15 protein-coding genes, 12 tRNA genes and 2 rRNA genes are annotated in these 19634 nt (G+C 38.6%); all 29 read left to right on the top strand.

The window, feature by feature from the left end; all coding sequences use genetic code 11:
* Nucleotides 1-31 precede the first annotated feature (31 nt).
* The 29 genes from APRE_RS06825 to mreB all read left to right on the top strand — a co-directional run bounded on the left by APRE_RS06825 (nucleotide 32) and on the right by mreB (nucleotide 19633).
* A tRNA-Ala gene (locus tag APRE_RS06825) sits at nucleotides 32-107 on the top strand.
* Nucleotides 108-277: 170 nt separating this feature from the next.
* Nucleotides 278-3323: ribosomal RNA gene (locus tag APRE_RS06820) — 23S ribosomal RNA — on the top strand.
* Between the two features lie 33 nt (nucleotides 3324-3356).
* A 5S ribosomal RNA gene (rrf, locus tag APRE_RS06815) occupies nucleotides 3357-3473 on the top strand.
* 30 nt (nucleotides 3474-3503) lie between these two features.
* Nucleotides 3504-3578 (top strand) — tRNA-Asn (locus tag APRE_RS06810).
* A gap of 9 nt (nucleotides 3579-3587) precedes the next feature.
* Nucleotides 3588-3664, top strand: a tRNA-Met gene (locus APRE_RS06805).
* A gap of 3 nt (nucleotides 3665-3667) precedes the next feature.
* Nucleotides 3668-3744: transfer RNA gene (locus APRE_RS06800), tRNA-Met, on the top strand.
* Between the two features lie 36 nt (nucleotides 3745-3780).
* Nucleotides 3781-3855: transfer RNA gene (locus tag APRE_RS06795), tRNA-Glu, on the top strand.
* 250 nt (nucleotides 3856-4105) lie between these two features.
* A tRNA-Glu gene (locus APRE_RS06790) sits at nucleotides 4106-4180 on the top strand.
* Nucleotides 4181-4497: 317 nt separating this feature from the next.
* A tRNA-Val gene (locus tag APRE_RS06785) sits at nucleotides 4498-4573 on the top strand.
* Nucleotides 4574-4632: 59 nt separating this feature from the next.
* Nucleotides 4633-4709, top strand: a tRNA-Asp gene (locus APRE_RS06780).
* Between the two features lie 94 nt (nucleotides 4710-4803).
* A tRNA-Thr gene (locus tag APRE_RS06775) sits at nucleotides 4804-4879 on the top strand.
* A 13-nt stretch (nucleotides 4880-4892) separates the two neighbouring features.
* A tRNA-Gly gene (locus tag APRE_RS06770) sits at nucleotides 4893-4967 on the top strand.
* Between the two features lie 96 nt (nucleotides 4968-5063).
* A tRNA-Gly gene (locus tag APRE_RS06765) sits at nucleotides 5064-5137 on the top strand.
* A 1-nt stretch (nucleotide 5138) separates the two neighbouring features.
* A tRNA-Arg gene (locus tag APRE_RS06760) sits at nucleotides 5139-5215 on the top strand.
* Nucleotides 5216-5376: 161 nt separating this feature from the next.
* The gene (locus APRE_RS06755; RefSeq protein ID WP_015778254.1) at nucleotides 5377-6444 is read left to right on the top strand and encodes a bifunctional glycosyltransferase family 2/GtrA family protein; all 1068 of its coding nucleotides are present in this window, start codon (nucleotides 5377-5379) and stop codon (nucleotides 6442-6444) included.
* Between the two features lies 1 nt (nucleotide 6445).
* On the top strand, nucleotides 6446-8017 hold the full coding sequence (locus tag APRE_RS06750; protein WP_015778253.1) for a hypothetical protein: 1572 nt from the start codon (nucleotides 6446-6448) through the stop codon (nucleotides 8015-8017).
* 74 nt (nucleotides 8018-8091) lie between these two features.
* Complete coding sequence (gene polA, locus APRE_RS06745) at nucleotides 8092-10731, top strand: DNA polymerase I (RefSeq protein ID WP_015778252.1); 2640 nt, start codon at nucleotides 8092-8094, stop codon at nucleotides 10729-10731.
* Nucleotides 10718-11320: a dephospho-CoA kinase gene (gene coaE / locus APRE_RS06740; RefSeq protein ID WP_015778251.1), complete on the top strand. Its 603-nt coding sequence runs from the start codon at nucleotides 10718-10720 to the stop codon at nucleotides 11318-11320. Before polA ends, coaE begins: the two co-directional genes overlap by 14 nt.
* A complete protein-coding gene (locus tag APRE_RS06735) occupies nucleotides 11307-11963 on the top strand; it encodes a lytic transglycosylase domain-containing protein (protein WP_015778250.1) in 657 nt (218 codons plus the stop codon). Before coaE ends, APRE_RS06735 begins: the two co-directional genes overlap by 14 nt.
* Before the next feature lie 67 nt (nucleotides 11964-12030).
* Nucleotides 12031-13350: an electron transport complex subunit RsxC gene (gene rsxC / locus APRE_RS06730; protein WP_015778249.1), complete on the top strand. Its 1320-nt coding sequence runs from the start codon at nucleotides 12031-12033 to the stop codon at nucleotides 13348-13350.
* A 9-nt stretch (nucleotides 13351-13359) separates the two neighbouring features.
* Nucleotides 13360-14337: an RnfABCDGE type electron transport complex subunit D gene (locus APRE_RS06725; protein WP_015778248.1), complete on the top strand. Its 978-nt coding sequence runs from the start codon at nucleotides 13360-13362 to the stop codon at nucleotides 14335-14337.
* On the top strand, nucleotides 14330-14875 hold the full coding sequence (locus APRE_RS06720) for an RnfABCDGE type electron transport complex subunit G (RefSeq protein ID WP_015778247.1): 546 nt from the start codon (nucleotides 14330-14332) through the stop codon (nucleotides 14873-14875). Before APRE_RS06725 ends, APRE_RS06720 begins: the two co-directional genes overlap by 8 nt.
* Nucleotides 14876-14883: 8 nt before the next feature.
* Nucleotides 14884-15531, top strand: a complete 648-nt coding sequence (gene rsxE, locus APRE_RS06715; RefSeq protein ID WP_015778246.1) for an electron transport complex subunit RsxE — start codon at nucleotides 14884-14886, stop codon at nucleotides 15529-15531.
* 13 nt (nucleotides 15532-15544) lie between these two features.
* Nucleotides 15545-16120 (top strand): electron transport complex protein RnfA, encoded by a 576-nt coding sequence (locus APRE_RS06710; protein WP_015778245.1) that lies wholly within the window; start codon nucleotides 15545-15547, stop codon nucleotides 16118-16120.
* 9 nt (nucleotides 16121-16129) lie between these two features.
* On the top strand, nucleotides 16130-16933 hold the full coding sequence (locus APRE_RS06705; protein WP_015778244.1) for an RnfABCDGE type electron transport complex subunit B: 804 nt from the start codon (nucleotides 16130-16132) through the stop codon (nucleotides 16931-16933).
* A 90-nt stretch (nucleotides 16934-17023) separates the two neighbouring features.
* Entirely contained in the window at nucleotides 17024-17416 is a 393-nt protein-coding gene (locus APRE_RS06700; RefSeq protein ID WP_015778243.1) for a NusG domain II-containing protein, read from the top strand.
* Nucleotides 17413-17946, top strand: a complete 534-nt coding sequence (locus tag APRE_RS06695; RefSeq protein ID WP_015778242.1) for a Gx transporter family protein — start codon at nucleotides 17413-17415, stop codon at nucleotides 17944-17946. Before APRE_RS06700 ends, APRE_RS06695 begins: the two co-directional genes overlap by 4 nt.
* A complete protein-coding gene (gene radC / locus APRE_RS06690; RefSeq protein WP_015778241.1) occupies nucleotides 17924-18610 on the top strand; it encodes a RadC family protein in 687 nt (228 codons plus the stop codon). Before APRE_RS06695 ends, radC begins: the two co-directional genes overlap by 23 nt.
* Nucleotides 18611-18622: 12 nt before the next feature.
* Nucleotides 18623-19633 (top strand): rod shape-determining protein, encoded by a 1011-nt coding sequence (gene mreB / locus APRE_RS06685; protein ID WP_015778240.1) that lies wholly within the window; start codon nucleotides 18623-18625, stop codon nucleotides 19631-19633.
* The last annotated feature ends 1 nt before the right edge of the window (nucleotide 19634 follow it).

The raw sequence follows: 19634 nt of genomic DNA, 5'->3' as shown, positions 1-19634 counted from the left end.
GGTATAAAAATTAACAAGCATATAAAATTATGGGGATATAGCTCAGCTGGGAGAGCACCTGCCTTGCACGCAGGGGGTCAAGAGTTCGAATCTCTTTATCTCCACCATAATGACCTATCCCAATTTTGCAAAGCAAAATTGATGGAAGGTCAGACGTCGCGGCGTTTCAAATCTATGATTTGTCAGCAAGCCGACGAGTTTGGCAAAAGATAGAGTCATTAGAAACTGAACCACTTAGCATAGCTAAGATGAAAACTAAATAGCAAAAAATATTTCCAGTCAAGAAAGAAAGGGCGCAAGGTGGATGCCTTGGCACATGAAGGCTATGAAGGACGTAAGTGAACGAAAACTAGGGAGAGCTCACAAAAAGCACTGACCCCTAGGTCTCCGAATGGGGAAACCCGGCTGTGGAAGACACAGTCATTACTAAGTGAATACATAGCTTAGTAAAGCAAGACCCTGTGAACTGAAACATCTAAGTAACAGGAGGAAAAGAAAGAAAACTCGATTTTCCAAGTAGCGGCGAGCGAAAAGAAAAGAGCCTAATCCATTGAGGAATATCTAGTTAGTCGAATCATCTGGGAAGATGAACCAAAGAAAGTGAAAGTCTTGTAGACGAAAACTAAATAAACCAGGGAGGAAAGTAGCACCGGACACGAGGAATCCGTTGTGAAGATAGGGGGACCATCCCCTAAGGCTAAATACTAACATGTGACCGATAGCGAACAAGTACCGTGAGGGAAAGGTGAAAAGAACCCCGAAAGGGGAGTGAAACAGAACCTGAAACCTAGTGCCTACAAGCAGAGAGAGCTCTAAAGAGTGATCTCGTACCTTTTGTAGAATGGGCCAGCGAGTTATCGTATATAGCAAGGTTAAATCTTTAAGAGATGAAGCCAAAGCGAAAGCGAGTCTTAATAGGGCGAATAGTTAGATGCGATAGACCCGAAACCGGGTGATCTATCCATGGTCAGAGTGAAGGTGAAGTAAAATTCACTGGAGGCTCGAACCGGGTACGGTTTAAAACGTATCGGATGAACTGTGGATAGGGGCGAAAAACCAAACGAACTCGGATATAGCTGGTTCTCCTCGAAATAGCTTTAGGGCTAGCCTTTGATTAAGATTTAAGGAGGTAGAGCACTGAATGGTCTAGGGCGGCTTACCGTACCAAAACCTATCAAACTCCGAATGCCAAAAAATCAGATCAAGGAGTCAGACTTAGGGGGATAAGCTTCTAAGTCGAAAGGGAAACAGCCCAGACCGACAGCTAAGGTCCCAAAATCTGGATTAAGTGGAAAAGGATGTGAACCTACTAAGACAACCAGGACGTTGGCTTAGAAGCAGCCATGCATTTAAAGAATGCGTAATAGCTCACTGGTCAAGTGGGTTTGCGCCGAAAATGAACGGGGCTAAAATCCAGTACCGAAGCTTCGGATTGATAGAGGAATTAAATCTACGAAATAAAGAAAAAATACTTGAGCTAGGAAATATTTAAACAATCAAGATAAACGAGTAACAAATCAAATTACGTAATTAAGGTAAGTTGTAAAACACTCAATTATCACCGAACAGTTATATAAGATTAAAAAATATAACCTGGTAAAACGTCAAACAAGTATTCTAAACTTTATGTCTAGATTTAATACCTCTATCAGTGGTAGAGGAGCATTGTATGGGCGACGAAGCATAAGCGAAAGCACGTGTGGAGCGCATACAAGAGAGAATGCTGGCATGAGTAGCGAGAAGGGATGTGAGAATCATCCCCGTCGAAACCCTAAGGATTCCTGAGCAAGGCTCGTCCCCTCAGGGTAAGTCGGGACCTAAGGCGAGGCCGAAAGGCGTAGCCGATGGATAACAGGTTTAAATTCCTGTACCGCTTAAAGTCGCTATAGAGAAGTGATGACGCAAGAGGATAAGCTAAGCTAGCTGATGGATGCTAGTCTAAAAAGTGAGGCTGTCATGTAGGCAAATCCGCATGACACAAGGCTAAGCTTTGATAGGTATCGAAAACACAAGTAGAGAAGTAGCTGATTTCAAATTGCCAAGAAAAGTCACTATCAAGACCAAAGCGCCCGTACCAAAACCGACACAGGTAGGGAGGTAGAGAATACCAAGACGCGCGGAAGAACCTTTGTTAAGGAACTCGGCAAAATGTCCCCGTAACTTCGGGAGAAGGGGAGCCAGAGCGATCTGGCCACAGAAACCAGGCCCAAGCGACTGTTTACCAAAAACACAAGTTTCTGCAAAATCGAAAGATGAAGTATAGGAGCTGACACCTGCCCGGTGCTGGAAGGTTAAGGGGAAGGCTTAGCATAAGCGAAGGCTAGAACTTAAGCCCCAGTAAACGGCGGCCGTAACTATAACGGTCCTAAGGTAGCGAAATTCCTTGTCGGGTAAGTTCCGACCCGCACGAAAGGTGTAACGATTTGGGCACTGTCTCAACAAAGGATCCGGTGAAATTGTAGTAGTCGTGAAGATGCGACTTACCCACGCTAGGACGGAAAGACCCCGTGGAGCTTTACTGTAGGCTGATATTGGACTTTGAGATTAGACGTACAGGATAGTTGGGAGACTTTGAAACACGCACGCCAGTGTATGTGGAGTCACCCTTGGGATACCAACCCTCTAATATTAAAGTTCTAACGATGACCCTTGAATCAGGGCATCGGACATTGTCAGTTGGGCAGTTTGACTGGGGCGGTCGCCTCCCAAAAAGTAACGGAGGCGTTCAAAGGTTCGCTCAGAATGGACGGAAACCATTCGTAGAGTACAAAGGCAGAAGCGAGCTTAACTGCAAAACCTACAAGTTGCGCAGAGTAGAAATACGGACTTAGTGATCCGGTGGCACCGCATGGAAGGGCCATCGCTCAACGGATAAAAGCTACCCCGGGGATAACAGGCTTATCTCCCCCAAGAGTCCACATCGACGGGGAGGTTTGGCACCTCGATGTCGGCTCGTCTCATCCTGGGGCTGAAGTAGGTCCCAAGGGTTGGGCTGTTCGCCCATTAAAGAGGCACGCGAGCTGGGTTCAGAACGTCGTGAGACAGTTCGGTCCCTATCCAGCGTGGGCGTAAGAAATTTGAGAGGATCTGTCCCTAGTACGAGAGGACCGGGATGGACACACCTCTGGTGTACCAGTTGTTCCGCCAGGAGCATAGCTGGGTAGCTACGTGTGGAATTGATAAGTACTGAAAGCATCTAAGTACGAAGCAGGCCTCAAGATAAGATTTCTCAGAGTAGGTAAAGAAAATACCTTTGATAGGTCCAAGGTGTAAGTGCAGTAATGTATTAAGCTAATGGATACTAAACTTTACATCTTGACTGGAAATATTTATTGCTATTTAGAAGGTTCAAAAAATATAGTGGCGATAGCGTTAGGGATACACCTGTTCCCATACCGAACACAGAAGTTAAGCCTAACAACGCCGATGGTACTCGGAGGGAAACCTCCCGGGAGACTAGGAAGCCGCTAAACAATTTAAATTAAAACGCTTATGCGTTTTGCGCTTAGGTAGCTCAATGGTGGAGCACCCGGCTGTTAACCGGTAGGTTGTGGGTTCGAGTCCCACCCTGAGCGCCATTATATTATCGCGGGATGGAGCAGTTTGGTAGCTCGTCGGGCTCATAACCCGAAGGTCGTAGGTTCAAATCCTACTCCCGCAACCATGTGGCGAAGTAGCTCAGCTGGCTAGAGCATTCGGTTCATACCCGGAGTGTCAACGGTTCAAGTCCGTTCTTCGCTACCAAATATAGGGTCAGGTAGAAGCCTGATCCGAGCTTTTGGCTCCATGGTCAAGTGGTTAAGACACAGCCCTCTCAAGGCTGTATCATGGGTTCAAATCCCATTGGAGTCACCAAACATTTGACCATAAGACTTTTATAGGCTTTCTATTAAGGCCCTATGGTCAAAATTGTATAAGCTTATTATTAAGGCCCTATGGTCTGCAGATTATTTCTAGCCAGTCGGCTAAAGCCTCCTGGGAAATAAGTTGCATCAGACCTTCCATCAATTCGCATAGCTCATTGGGATAGGTCTAGAAAGCGGAGCCTTAATAAATTTTAATATTTAATCATAAGTTATGTAAAGTAATATTTCACAACACTTATGGCCCTATGGTCAAGCGGTTAAGACACCACCCTTTCACGGTGGTATCCCGAGTTCGAATCTCGGTAGGGTCACCATGATTAACCTATTAGGTTATATAAAGAACATCTTCGTTTCAGAGGATACCACCGTGTTCACGGCGGTAAGTTCTTAGGACTCACTAAAGTTCGTCTCAAAGATTTCAAATCTAACGATTTGAAACAGCACAGCTGACTGAGTTACGAATCTCGGTAGGGTCACCATCATGACCTATCACAATTTGCGCAGCAAATTGATTGAAGGTCAGACATCGAAGCTAGCCAATCCGGCTATTAGAGGATTTTTAAAGTTACATAGTAACTTTGTCAGCAAGCCGATGAGTAAATAGAATTAATTCTCAATTAATTCTACTTTTGGAAGTATAGCTCAGTTGGGAGAGCATCTGCCTTACAAGCAGGGGGTCACAGGTTCGAGCCCTGTTACTTCCACCATAATATTAATAAATATTAATTAAATCAATATTTAACTTCTATAAAAGTTAGATATCTATGGCCTGGTAGTTCAGCTGGTTAGAATGCCGCCCTGTCACGGCGGAGGTCGTGAGTTCGAATCTCATCCAGGTCGCCAAAACTAAAGCTGGAAGAATATTTATAACCGCCTTTTCGGCGGAGTATTCTTTATAGTTATGAATTATTATCTATCATGGTTTAATGGTAGGTTCGCTGATGTAGCTCAATTGGTAGAGCAATTGATTTGTAATCAATAGGTTGTAGGTTCAAGTCCTATCATCAGCTCCATAATTTTTCATATGCGGATGTGGCTCAGTGGTAGAGCATCGCCTTGCCAAGGCGAGGGTCGCGAGTTCGAATCTCGTCATCCGCTCCATAGTGAACTTACGATAGTCGTAAGTTTTTGTTTTTATAAGCATAAATTACAATTGAAAATATTTAATTTTGCTATATAATAATTGAGTATCCTTTTGCGGGTGTAGCTCAGTGGTAGAGCCCCAGCCTTCCAAGCTGGTTGCGAGGGTTCGATTCCCTTCACCCGCTCCATGCGTCATTAGCTCAGCTGGATAGAGCGTCTGGCTACGGACCAGAAGGCCTGGGGTTCGAATCCTCAATGACGCGCCAGAACTTTTAGAAGAATGTTGAGTTTTCAACGTTCTTCTTTTTTATTTTGGAATGTTTCATATTAATAGTACGATTAAGTATATTTTAACTTTAGCTCGGATTATTTAAACATGTTCAGCTAATAGAGTATAATGTTTACAATATAATATAAGAAGGAAATTATGGACGATTTTATTATTTTAATTCCTGCCCTCAATCCTCCAAGGGATATACTAAAATCCTATCTCTACGAATTAAGAGATATGGGTTTTACAAGGATCCTTTTGGTAAATGATGGGAGTAGGGCTGAATTCGATGGATTTTTTGACAAATTAATAAAGGAAGGCTTTGATGTCTTCACTCATTACAAGAATTTTGGTAAGGGAAGAGCTTTGAAGAATTCTTTTAATTACATATTAAATACTTACGAGGACTTTTCCTATATAATTACTGTAGATTCAGATGGTCAGCACAAGGCGAGTGATGTCCAAAATATTGCAAATATAGTTAAAAAAAGCGAAGTAGCTATGTATTTGGGTTCACGTGACTTCAATGAGGAAGGTGTTCCTTTTAAGTCATCTTTCGGTAACAAAACTACTAGTTTTGTCTATAAACTTATGTTTTATGATAAGATAGGGGACACTCAAACTGGTCTTAGAGCTATTCCTAAAGCCTATCTTTCAGATTTCTTGGATTTACCAGGCGAAAGATTTGAGTATGAGATAAATATGCTTATAAATTCATCTCAAACTAAGAAGAAAATCATAGAAATTCCTATAGAAACTGTTTATTTTGATAATAATAGCGAGACCCACTTTCACCCCATCAAGGATTCTTTTAAGATCTACAGGGTTATGCTTGGAACTTTCTTTAAGTTTATCATCTCATCCCTTTCATCTTTTCTGGTGGATATTGGGGCTTTTACAGTTCTTACTAAGTTTTTACCAAAACTTTTGGTGACTTCTAGTAGGGTGATTTGGGCATCTACTGCACTTGCAAGGATTATTTCTGGGATATTTAATTATAATGTAAATAAGAATCTAGTTTTTGCTGATGAAAAGAAAGATAAGTCAAAGTTTATTAAATATGTAAGCTTGTGGCTATTTCAACTCTTACTGTCCGCATTTTTTGTGGATATTATATTTGAAAGAGTAAATATGAATGCAAGCCTTATCAAACTTATAGTTGATACTATTATCTTCTTGCTTTCTTTTACAATACAGAATAAATTTATTTTTAATGGAGATTGATATGAGAGCTATTTTTGCAACTATATTCTTAATCTTAAGTTTTTTAGGATATAGTTTATTTATAAAAAATAAATTTAAAATTAATACTTACTTTTTACCATTTTTAATTTTTACAAGTTATATTAGTTCAATTTATGTATTTGCTCAATTAGCTTTAATGAAAGAGTTTGTAATTACATGTAATTTATTTGGTTTAATATTATTTGTTAAAGCTTATAGAAATGGATTAAAACTTAAATGGCTATTGCCTGAATATATTATATTTTTTGTAATTATAGGTATTATAGGATTAGTTTTAAATGGTAAACATTTGTATGTTCAAGATGATTTTGGTCACTGGGGAGTTTTAGCTAGACTTTTTTTAAGGACAGACCATTTAAATACTGTTCATGAAACTAGGATTGATTACACGGCATATCCACAAGCCTCTGCTTACTTTATTTATGGACTTGTAAGACTTATTGGTTATAGTGAAAGTAGAATGTTAGTAGCTAATGCTATTTTAGTTATTTCGGGAGTATTTTGTTTATTTTCGTCAATTAAAGATTACAAGAAAGATATTGTAAAAATAATCTTACTAGTAGTTCTTGGTGTATTTGCGTGCTTTTATGATATAAGATTTCAAAGTCTAAGAGTAGATACAGTTATAGCTACGACTGCCTTTGGCATTTTTGCCTTCATTTATTATACAGATGTAAATAATTACAAGAATCTTTATTTTGCAATACCGATGTTTGTAAGTCTCGTTTTAGTAAAAACCAGTGCTATTTTATTTGCCTCTGTAGCTTTAGTGTATTTACTTATAAAATATCATAGAGTTAGCAAAAAGCTTGTATTTGCTAATATAGCTTTCTTATTGATGGCATTTTTATCTTGGAAGAACCATGTTAAATATAATTTTTCCTTAGGTTCAAAGCATGCCGTTTCAATAAATAGATATGAGAAGATATTTGAGCAAAAGGACAGAGAGACAATTATTAAAATCAGCAGGGAATTCCTTAAGAGGATTATGACTGATTATTTTATTATAGGGCTTATCATTTTGTTAATCTTTATATATTTGATTTATAATAGGGATAAAATTATAAGAAACTTAATTATACTGGTGATTTTCTTCTATACTATCTATCAGCTAGGAAATTATTTCACATATATTTTCTCCATGGATGTTGGTGAAGCCTTAAGACTTGAAAGTTATGATAGATATATTAGGACAACTCATATTTATCTTGTAATGATATCTATATATATACTAAGCCTTGATTATAATATAAATAATGTTTTGAATCTCTTATTAGGAGCACTTTTGATTTTTACTTGTTATTTTTCAGAATTGATAGCTCCATCAACACAAAGACAGATGGAAGCTATAGAGAAATTCAATAGGATGAGAGATGAAAAAGAGATCCCTCCAGGTAAAAGAATTTTGGTTAAATTTAAAGAAAGAGATAATTCTAGACTATATACTAGAATAGTTATGTTTACTTTTGATACTTCAGAAGTGAAAGACACTTTTGTAGGGGATGAGAAACAATTCAATAAAGAAGACTTTGATTACATCATAGAAGAATAGGGTAGGCGGCTTGTCCGCTTACTTTTTTTAATCCTCAAAACAAAGTATGATATACTATATGTAAAGGAGTAATAATGAGTAAAACAGTTATGTTAATTGACGGGTCTAGTTTGATTTTTAGGGCGTTTTTTGCTCTTCCTAAACTTACAAACAATGACGGCGTTATGACTAATGGCGTTTATGGTTTTTTGACCATGTATAACAACGCTTTTGATAGATATAAACCAGATTATGTCCTTGTGGCCTTTGATAGGGCATCTAAGACTTTTAGGCACAAGGAGTTTGAGGACTACAAGGGAACTCGTGATAAGATGCCTAGCGAGCTTTCCTATCAGTTTGGAATCCTCAAGGATATCTTAGATTCCCTTAATGTTAAATACACTGATCTCGATGGATTCGAGGCGGACGATATTGTGGGAACCTATGCAAAAATGGCCCAAGAAGCAGGCTATGAATCTGTTTTAATCACTGGAGATAGGGATTACCTTCAGCTTGTAGATGAGAAGATCGTAGTCAATCTTACCAAGAAGGGAGTTTCCGAGACTAAGGAATACACAGTCGATACCATAAAGGAAGAATTTGGCCTAAGTCCTAAACAATTGATCGAAGTTAAGGGGCTAGAAGGAGATAAGTCCGATAATATTCCTGGAGTTGATGGAATAGGTCCAAAAAAGGCTATCGGCTTTATCCAAAAATACGGATCTATCGAAGGGCTTTATGACCATATAGACGAAGTTTCTGGTAAAAAGACCAAACAGACTTTAATCGATAGTGAAGCTATAGCCTATATGAGTAAGAAAATAGGTACAATTGTGACCAGTGCTCCGGTAGAATTTGACCTAGAAGAGCTTAAGGTGAAGGATCCAGACCTTGAAAGCTTGAGAGAAAAGTATTCTAAGTACAATTTCAACAAGTTCCTAGAAGATATGGATGGGGGAGATAGTCCAAAGGAGGATAAGGACTTTACCTATGAGAAGTTAGAGAATCCAGATAAGCTAATCGAAGCTATCAAGAAAAACAAGGAATTTACCTTCAAGTCCATTTATGAAGGAGATAGGTATATTCACAGCGAGATTTATAAGCTAGGAATAAAGACTACTGACACTCCTACTTATATAATAGATCCTGATAGTGATTTTGTTAGTAAGTTCAAGGAAATATTCGAGGATGAAGAAATAGTGAAAAATTCCTTCGATATTAAAGAAGATGTTGTTCTTCTAGATAAACTTGGGATAAATCTGAAACTTCCTTATGACGATATGATGCTTATGCATTATCTGATCGATCCATCAAGGTCTTCTTATGATTTAAAAGTCTTAAGTCAATCTTATCTAGACTACGAAGTAAAAAGTCCGGTGGACCTCTTAGGCAAGGGTAAGAAGGCCCTAAAATATCAAGATTTGGACTTTGATGAGCTTGGAAACTACCTAGCAAGTGGAATTAATGCAATAGAAGATTCTAAGGAAATCTTGGAAGATAAACTTGACGAATACCATATGCTAGACCTCTATAAGGAGATTGAGATTAAACTTTCAAAGGTCCTAGCCGATATGGAAATCGTGGGATTTGTCACAGACAAAAAGGTTCTTGAAGATCTAAAGGAGAATATCGATAAGGATATAGATAAGATTACCGAGGAGATTTATGAACTTGCTGGTAGCGAGTTTAATATCAACTCTACCAAGCAATTGGGCGAGGTTCTCTTTAAAGATTTGGACCTTCCTGTTATCAAAAAAACTAAGACAGGCTTTTCAACTAATGCCCAAGTCCTTGAAAAATTAAGGGATAAACATCAAATTATTCCTAAAATCGAAAGATATAGGGAGCTTTTCAAGCTACGTTCAACCTATATAGAAGGACTAGAGAAGGCCATAGATGAAGATGGAAGAATTAGGTCAACCTTTAGGCAAAATATAGCTGCCACCGGTAGGCTTTCTTCCCAAGACCCTAACTTACAAAATCTTCCTATAAAAACCGACGAGGGTAGACTAATAAGAAAGGCCTTTAGGGCAGAGGAAGGAAAGATCCTAATAGATGCGGACTATTCACAAATCGAGCTAAGAATACTCGCTTCTCTTTCAGGAGATCGCCATATGATAGATGCCTTCAAGGAAGGCGTAGATATCCATACCAAGACCGCATCCAAAGTCTTTCACACTGACCTTGATAAGGTTACAAAAAGACAAAGATCTGAGGCCAAGGCAGTAAACTTCGGAATAATCTACGGCATAAGTGACTACGGCCTATCACAAAATCTGAACATACCAAGGAAGGAAGCCAAGGAATACATCGACAATTACATGGCAAGCTACCCATCAATCAAGGAATATATGGATTCTATTGTAGAAAAGGCCAAGGAAGATGGCTATGTGGAGACTCTCTTTAAGAGAAGAAGATATGTACCAGAGATCAATTCGAGAAACTTTAACGTTCGAAGCTTCGGCCAAAGGGTTGCCCTAAATACTCCTATCCAAGGAACTGCGGCAGACATTATAAAGATTGCCATGATAGAAACTGACAAGAATCTCAAAAAAGCAGGACTTGATGCAAAAATAGTCCTCCAAATCCATGATGAAATAATTCTAGAGGCAGATGAATCATCCAAGGATGAGGCTATCAAAATCCTAAGAGAATCCATGGAGAATGCGACAGATCTTGAGGTTCCTTTGATAGTAGATATCGACACTGGAGTAAGTATGTATGAGTCCAAGTAGGATTGTAATTACAGGTCTTATTGCATCAGGCAAGTCTACTGTAGCAGATATTTTAAAAGAAAAAGGCTACGATTTAATTAGTGCTGATGAGGTAAATAGAGACCTTATCAAAAAGGGGGGCAAGAATTATATAGCCATCAAAAACGAGCCTATCTTTGCCCCAGCCTTTGATGGTGATTTTCTTGATAAGAAGAAGCTTGCTGAGATCATCTTTAATGACAAGGAGAAGATGGAAAGACTTAATGAAATAAGCCATGCCAATATAATATCTGCTATAGATGAGATGGTAGAAAACAGCAAGGAAGATAAGGTCTTTATAGAAGTTCCCTTGTTTTTCAAAATCAAAGATAGATTTCCTCATGACTTGGTAGTCCTTGTTACAGCCTCTAGGGAGGTCCAAATCAAAAGACTTATGGCTCGTGATAAGATTGATTATGACTTTGCCCTAAAAAAGATTGAAAGCCAGGATGAGCTAGAAGAAATGAAAAAGCAAAGTGACATCATAATCGACAATAGCGGCGATATAGAAAGTTTAAGAAGGCAAATAGAAAAAATCATTAAGCGAGGTGACTTTAATGAAAGTTGTTAAATTTATAGGGAAAGTTTTGGGCTTTATTGTCCTTGCTATAGGCATATTTTTCGCTATAGTCTACGGCCTAATAGCCTATCAAACATCCAGAACTCAAATATCCTACCAAGATCAAATTTATGAATATTCCGAAAAATATAATGTAGATCCACTCCTAACAGCGTCAATCATCAAGGTTGAATCTGACTTTGACAATAAGGCCCAAAGCCACCAAGGAGCTCACGGCCTAATGCAATTATTAGAAGATACGGCCAAGCACTCTGCAGATGTCGTAGGGATTGATTACTATCCAGAAAAGTTAAACGATGTCGACTACAACCTAGATTTGGGGGTGGGATATTTTGACTATCTTTATAGATATTATAACAACAGAGACCTAGCCCTTGCAGCCTACAATGGGGGAGTGGGCAATGTTGATAGCTGGATTAAGGAAGGTACTCTTGATAAGGACAATCCTGACCCTTTAAATATTCCTTTCGAAGAAACTAGGCAATATGTCACAAAAGTGAATGCTAATTATGAAGTTATGAAAAAGTTTTACAAGGATGGCCTTCCAAGCGAGGAAGAAATTTCTAACCTAAGGGGCCTAAGTTTTAGAAACTTTGAGATTTTTATTAAAGATTTCATTAGAAATATAAGATAAATATTGAATGAAAAGCGATTTTACTTTATAATAGAAGAAGAGCAAATAAAAATAGAAGGAGAGATTTATGAATTCCATTACTTTTAAAAATGGAGTGCACATGGAGGAGTATAAGGAGCTTACTGAAAACAGTGAACTTCATATAGCAAGTATTCCTAAACTTGTAACAATTCCTCTTGTCCAACACATAGGTGCACCTAGCAAATGTCTTGTAGCAAAAAAAGACGAAGTTAGTGTAGGTCAGCTTATAGGAGCAGCTGTCGGAAATTTCTCTGCAAACATCCACTCATCAGTAGCAGGAGTGGTAAAGGACATTATCGATTTACAAACTGCCTCAGGCAAAAACGCCAAGGCAGTCGTAATTGATACCGAAGGTTTCGACCAAGATAAAGAATACATAGAAAAAGATAATGTCGACCTTAATGCAGAAGAAATAGTAGCAAAGATCAAGGAAGCTGGAATAGTAGGTATGGGTGGAGCAGCCTTTCCTGCTCACATAAAATATTTACCAGCCAAGCCAGTAGATACAGTAATAGTAAATGGGGCGGAGTGCGAACCATATATTACTTGCGATGATTATCTAATGAAAAATAGGCCAGAAAGAATACTTAAGGCCCTAAACCAAGCGATGAAGGCAGTAGGTGCTAAAAAGGGAATTATCGCCATAGAAGATAATAAGCCAAAGGCCTTTGATACAATGGTAAGCGCCTTAGAGAAATTCGCTAAGGAAAATTCGTCATTTGATATTGAAATTAAGAAACTTCAAACAAAATATCCTCAAGGTGACGAGAAAAGAATCATAGATGTTTGCCTAAACAGGCAAGTACCAAGCGGTGGACTTCCAATGGATGTTGGAGCTATAGTATCAAACGTTTCTACAATGAATGCAATATACGAAGCAATTTATATGGATAAGCCACTTTACGAAAGGATCGTAACAGTAACAGGTAAATCTGTCAAAAACCCAACAAATATGTTAGTTCGTTGCGGAACAGAATTCGGCTACCTTATAGAAGAAGCAGGTGGAGCAGATGATATTGCTAAGCTTGTAAATGGTGGTCCAATGTGTGGTATTGCTCAACCAGATCTAACTAGACCAACAGAAAAAGCAAGCAACTGCGTCCTAGTCCTAGCAAGTGATGAGGCCGAGCCTCTTGAAGTGAGCCCTTGCATCAGATGCGGTAGGTGTGTTGATGTTTGTCCAGTTTACTTACTTCCACTCTACATCCACAAGTTCTCCCTAGAAGAGAGATTCGAAAAAGCCCAAGAGCTTAATATCATGGATTGTATAGAGTGCGGATCTTGTTCATTCGTTTGTCCATCAAACAGACCTCTAGTAGAAGCTATCAAGTTTGGTAAGAGACAAATAAGACAAGCAGGTAAATAGGAGGAGAATATGGAAAATACAAAACAACTATTGGTAACAGCTTCTCCTCATGTTAGAAGCAATCGTACAGTTAAAAAGGATATGCTAGATGTAATTATAGCACTAATACCAGCAGGGCTAGCCTCAGTATATTACTTTGGCTACAGAGCCTTGATCTTAATCCTAGCATCTGTCATAACTTGCGTGTTATCAGAATATATATTTAACAAAGCAACAAAGAGAAATCAATCAATCAAAGATTTATCAGCAGTAGTAACAGGAATCCTACTTGCCTACAACGTTCCATTCACCCTACCAGTATGGCAAATGGTAATCGGAGCTATGTTTGCAATCATAGTAGCTAAGATGTTCTTTGGTGGAATCGGACAAAACATAGTAAACCCTGCCCTTGCAGCAAGAGCCTTCCTAATGGCTTCTTGGTCAGAAACTATGACAAGCTTTGTACCACCACAAAGAGTAGCAACCCTTAAGACTGTAAAAGACGTATCAATGGTATCAGGAGCAACTCCTCTATCAGATCCAGCAAGCTTCAGCACAATGGATCTATTCCTCGGAAATATCCCAGGATGTTTAGGAGAAGTATCTGCCCTTGCAATCTTAATCGGTGCATGCTATCTAATTGTAAGAAAGGTAATTCACGTTAGAATCCCACTAACATACATACTTACAGCGACAGTTTTATTAGGAATCTTTGGTCCTGATGGTTTTGCTGCTTCCCTAAGAAATGTCCTATCAGGTGGTTTGTTACTAGGTGCCTTCTTTATGGCAACTGACTATACAACAACTCCAATGACAATCAAAGGCCAATATGTCTTTGCTATAGGAGCAGGAATCCTTACAGCCATTATAAGAGTTTGGGGTGGATATCCAGAAGGTGTATCATACTCAATTCTACTTATGAACCTTGTAGTTCCTATAATCGAAGCTCACACAAGACCTAAGACTTTCGGTAAAGTTGAGGCAAAGAAAGGAAAAGAAAATGAATAATAGTTTAAAATTAGGCCTAAAATTATTCTTGATTACATCAGTCACCGCCTTTGCCCTAGCATTGACAAACAATGCTACAAGCCCAATCATAGAAGCTAAGGCCCAAGAGAAACTTCAAGAATCTTTATCAGTTGTCCTACCTGCTGACTCCTATGAGGAAGTAGAACTAGCTGATAAGCCAGAAAGCCTTGAGAAAATCTACAAGGCAAAAGGCGCTGAAGGAGACGGATATGTCTTCCAAATCCTATCACCAGGTGGATACGGTGGAGATATAGAATTTCTAATAGGATGTGACAAAGATCACAATATCACAGGATTTGCTCCATTAAACCACGCAGAATCAGCAGGATTCGGTAAACAAATGGAAGAAGACTTCTTCAAAGAAGGAATGGTAGGAGTAAACATGGACGGGGAAGTAAAAGCTTCTGAGTCTGGCGGAGAAAATGAGATCGTAGGCATCTCTGGTGCGACAATATCTACAGGAACAATCCTAAGAGGTATCAATGACGCAGCCAGTGTCCTAGGTGAACTTAATTAGGAGATATTATGGAAAATCAAATTGATAGACCAATAGAGAATAAAAAAGAAAAGAAAGCTCCTAAAGAAAATTTAGGAAAAGTCTTTATCGAAGGAATATTTGCTAATAACCCAGTTTTCGTTCAAACAGTAGGTATGTGTTCAGTTCTTGCCATATCTTCTTCCTTGATCAATGCTATAGGAATGGGAGTATCAGTAATATTCGTAGTAGTAATGAGTAACTTGGTAATATCCTTACTAAGAAATTTCATTTCAGATGAAATAAGAATCCCTGCCTTTATCGTAATTATCGCAGGCTTCGTAACAATGGTACAAATGGCAATCAAAGCATACTTGCCAGCCCTAGATGAATCCTTGGGTATCTTTATTCCACTAATAGTAGTTAACTGCTTGATCCTTGCTCGTGCGGAAGGTTTTGCTTCAAGTCACGGACCAGTAGCATCAATCGTAGATGGACTTGGCCAAGGACTAGGATACACATTTGCAATTTCCCTTCTAGCTTTCTTTAGAGAGCTTCTAGGAGCAGGAACACTTTTCGGAGCTCAAATAATTCCAGAAGCATACACAATCGGATTCTTACAACAACCAGCATCATCATTTATAGTTCTTGGTATGTTAGTTGCAGCATTTAATGCTATTTCAAAGAAGAGAAAATAAGATAGGAGATATTATGGGAAATCTATTTTCAATAATTATTGCAACTATTTTCGTAAGTAACTATGTACTCGGTCAATTCTTAGGTATATGTCCTGCCCTTGGTGTAACAAGCAAGGTAGAGACAGCAAGAGGTATGGGAATGGCAGTTATATTTGTTATAACCCTTGCTTCAATTATCACTTGGATAATCCAATATTACATACTAGATCCATTAAATATCGGATTCTTACAAACAGTTGTATTTATATTAGTAATCGCATCATTAGTACAATCAGTAGAAACAGTAATGAAAAAATCTATGCCAGCCCTATACGGTGCCTTGGGAGTATTCCTTCCACTAATCACAACAAACTGTGTAGTTCTTGGTGTAGCAATCAAGGCAATCGACTCATCATATACTCTAGTAGAAACAATAGTTTATGCCCTAGCAGCAGCTATTGGTTTTACCCTAGCTATCACAATCTTAGCTTATATTAGAGAAAGAATCGAATATAACTCATTACCAGAAACCTTTAAGGGTGTTCCAATAACCCTAGTGACACTAGGACTTATGGCAATCGCCTTTATGGGCTTTGCAGGATTAGCATAGGAGGGGGCAATGTTAGAAACTATAATAATTCCAATAGCAGTTCTCGCTATCTTAGGTTTCGTCTTTGCTGTTGCCCTTGGTGTAGTAAGTGAGAAATTCCACGTAGAAAAATCTGTCAAAGAACAAGAAGTAAGAAACGCCCTACCAGGTGCCAACTGTGGTGCTTGTGGATTCCCAGGATGTGATGGACTTGCAGCAGCTATCGCTAAGGGAGAAGCTCCAGTAGATGCTTGTGCTATAGGTGGCAAGGCTACAACAGAAGCTGTAGCAGAAGCTATGGGAGTAGAAGCTGCTGGCGGAGCTGATAGAAAAGTTGCAGTTGTAAAATGTGACGGAACATGCGAAGCAGCCAAGGATCTTTTCGAATACTCTGGAATAGAAGATTGTAGAGCACAAATAGCACTTTTCGGTGGCAAGAAAGCTTGTAACTACGGTTGTGTAGGATGTGGTTCATGCGAAAAAGTATGTCCATTCGATGCAATCCATGTAAAAGATGGAGTTGCTGTAGTAGATAGAGAAAAATGTGTAGCTTGTGGTAAGTGTGTAGCTACTTGTCCTAAAAATATCATCACACTAATTCCATTTAGCCAAAAACAAGTTGTACTTTGCTCAAGTCATGACAAGGGCAAGGATGCAAGGAATAATTGTAAAAACTCTTGTATAGGATGTACGATCTGTGCTAAGACCTATCCAGAAGCCTTCAAGATGGATAATTTCCTTTCAGTAGAAGAGATCGGAAATGAATTCGATCCTGAGCTTCTAAAACAAGCAGCAGACAAATGTCCAAACAAATGTATAGAAGTTTTTGAATAGAATTTGCAGCGCGAGAAATTGCGCTGTTTTCTTATGCCCAAAATTGACAATCTCCCAATAAAAATGATAAACTAGTTCTTGAGGTGTAAAATGAAAATAAAAAAAGGAGATATCTATGTTATAGGCTTTCTCTTGATATTTTCTTTGGCTTTTGCCTTTGCTATTTCCAAGATGACTTCAAGAGAGAAGGGAAATGTTTTGGTTATAGAGCAAGATTCCAAAGTTATCAAGGAAGTTCCTCTAGATAAGGACGATGAGTTCAGGATCGAATATGGGGGACATTTTAACATAGTTAAGATAAAAGACGGTAAGGCCTATGTGTCAGATGCTGATTGCAATGACCAGATCTGTGTTCACATGGCCCCAATTCATGATGTAGGAGAGACAATAATCTGCCTACCTCATAGGTTGTTTATGGAAATTTATTCTACTGATGATGCTAATAACAGTAGAGAAGATAAGATAGATAAGGTGGTTAGATGAATAAAGATATAAGAAAAATTACGACTATGGCCCTACTTGTCGCCATGGCTCTAGCGATTTCTTTAGTTGAACATTTTATTCCCCTACCGATTCCAATTCCAGGTGCAAAACTTGGACTTTCAAATATAATATTACTAGTAAGCTTGTACTTTTATGGACTTAGGGCAGCTCTTTTGATTGGAGTACTTAAATCATTCCTTTTGGTTTTAGCAACAGGTATGGTTAGCTCCTTCTTTTTTTCAGTAGCTGGGGCGATTCTCGCAAGTATTTCTATGAGCCTAGCTATGAAATATCTCGACAAGAGCCTAAGCTTTATAGGAGTAAGTGAAATTGGTGCTTTCTTCCACAATTTTGGTCAAGTTTTAGTATCTGCCATAGTTATGGAAAACATCAAGATGTATTACTATTTTCCACTTCTAGTCTTTATTGGGACTTTTAGTGGATTCTTTGTAGGTCTCAGTTCAAATTATCTTATAAGGCATATGGAAAAGATTGGATTTGGTAGAAATGAAAGAGGCAAAGAGCTTTAAAGACTTAGAAAAATACGATAAGCCAAGGGAAAAGCTCATCAGGGAAGGCTTTTCTTCCCTCACAGATTATGAGCTTTTGGCAATAATTTTATCTACAGGTACTAAGGATAAGAATGTAATAGAGTTATCAAAGGAGATACTTGAAGTCTTTTCCTATGAGGAACTTCTAGAAATTGAAGTTAAGGAACTTACTGATATTAAAGGAATCAAGCAGGCCAAGGCTACAAGAGTTGTTGCTGGCCTTCAGTTAGGTAAAAGGATTAACGAGAGGGTCCTAGATAAGAAAATAGAAAAGATTACATCTAGCAAGGACGTCTATGATATCATGAGTCCTAGGCTTTCTAATCTAAAGAAGGAATACTTCTATGCTATTTTATTAGATAGCAAAAATGTTATCATAGCCAAGGAAGTAATTTCTATAGGAGATCTCGGCTCTACTGTAGTAAACCCAAGGGAAGTCTTTAAGCCTGCTATCAAAAAGAGTGCTAAATCAATGATTTTAGTCCACAACCATCCTAGCGGAAATCCAAAGCCTTCGACTGAGGACTTTCTCATCACAGATAGGCTAGCAGAGGCTGGGGATATTTTGGATATCAAGGTCCTAGACCATATAGTTATAGGAAATAGTAGTTATTATAGTTTTAAAAAAGAAGGGAATTTGTAAGAGGTATAGATTATGAGTTTTAGAATGATTGCTTCAGATTTTGCCATCGATCTTGGCACAAGCAATATTTTAGTATACGAGAAGGGCGAAGGGCTTATAGCAAGTGAGCCTTGTTTTTTGCTTTTAGATGAAAATAATACCAAGGTTTTGGCCATAGGAGAAGAGGCTAAGGCCATGTTAGGAAAGACCCACGAGAAAATCCACATAGTAAGACCTATAGAAGGTGGAGTAATTACAGACTTTAACTTGACTGAGGCCTTGCTCAATTATTTCTTCAAGAAGGTAAATGGAGGATTCTCTTTCCTTCAACCGAGAGTTGTTATTTGTGTACCTTCTTCCATCACGGATATTCAAGCAAGAGCCGTAGAAGATGCGGCCCTCCATGCAGGTAGTAGGGACGTTATCCTCGTAGATCAGACCCTTGCAGCAGCTTACGGAATGGAATTAAACCCTGATGAGCCAAGAGGGATATTTATGCTAAATCTAGGAGCTGGTATAAGTGAGGCTTCAGTAGTTTCCCTAAATGGCATCATTAGTACGAAGAGTATTGCCAAGGCAGGAGACTACATAGACGAAGAGATTACAGAATTTATAAGAAACAAGCTTGGTCTAGAAATTGGTAAAAACACAGCAGAAGAAGTCAAAAAGAATCTTATAAGCCTTAAAGTTTCAGATAAAAACAATACGATGAAGGTTGATGGAAGAGACCTTGAGACAGCTATGCCAAAGACTGTGGAAATTAAAAGTAAGGACTTGGTAGAATGTGCTATGCCTTTTGCCAATGATATCTGTGAATTGATTTATGAGGTTTTGGAAAAAATTCCACCAGAAATTAGCTCCGATGTCAAAAAAGACGGGATCTTCCTTACAGGTGGCCTTACAGGTCTTAAGGGACTTAGCGAATATATAGCAGACAGGACAGGTCTTAGGGTAAATATATCAGAAGATCCTCTTACAGATGCTATAAAGGGTGCAGGTATCATTTTAGATAATCCTGACAGATTTGTGAAATATCGTAAGTAGG

The organism is Anaerococcus prevotii DSM 20548 (genome assembly GCF_000024105.1).
Classification (GTDB): domain Bacteria; phylum Bacillota; class Clostridia; order Tissierellales; family Peptoniphilaceae; genus Anaerococcus; species Anaerococcus prevotii.
This window is presented reverse-complemented; position numbering and strand designations above follow the sequence as displayed.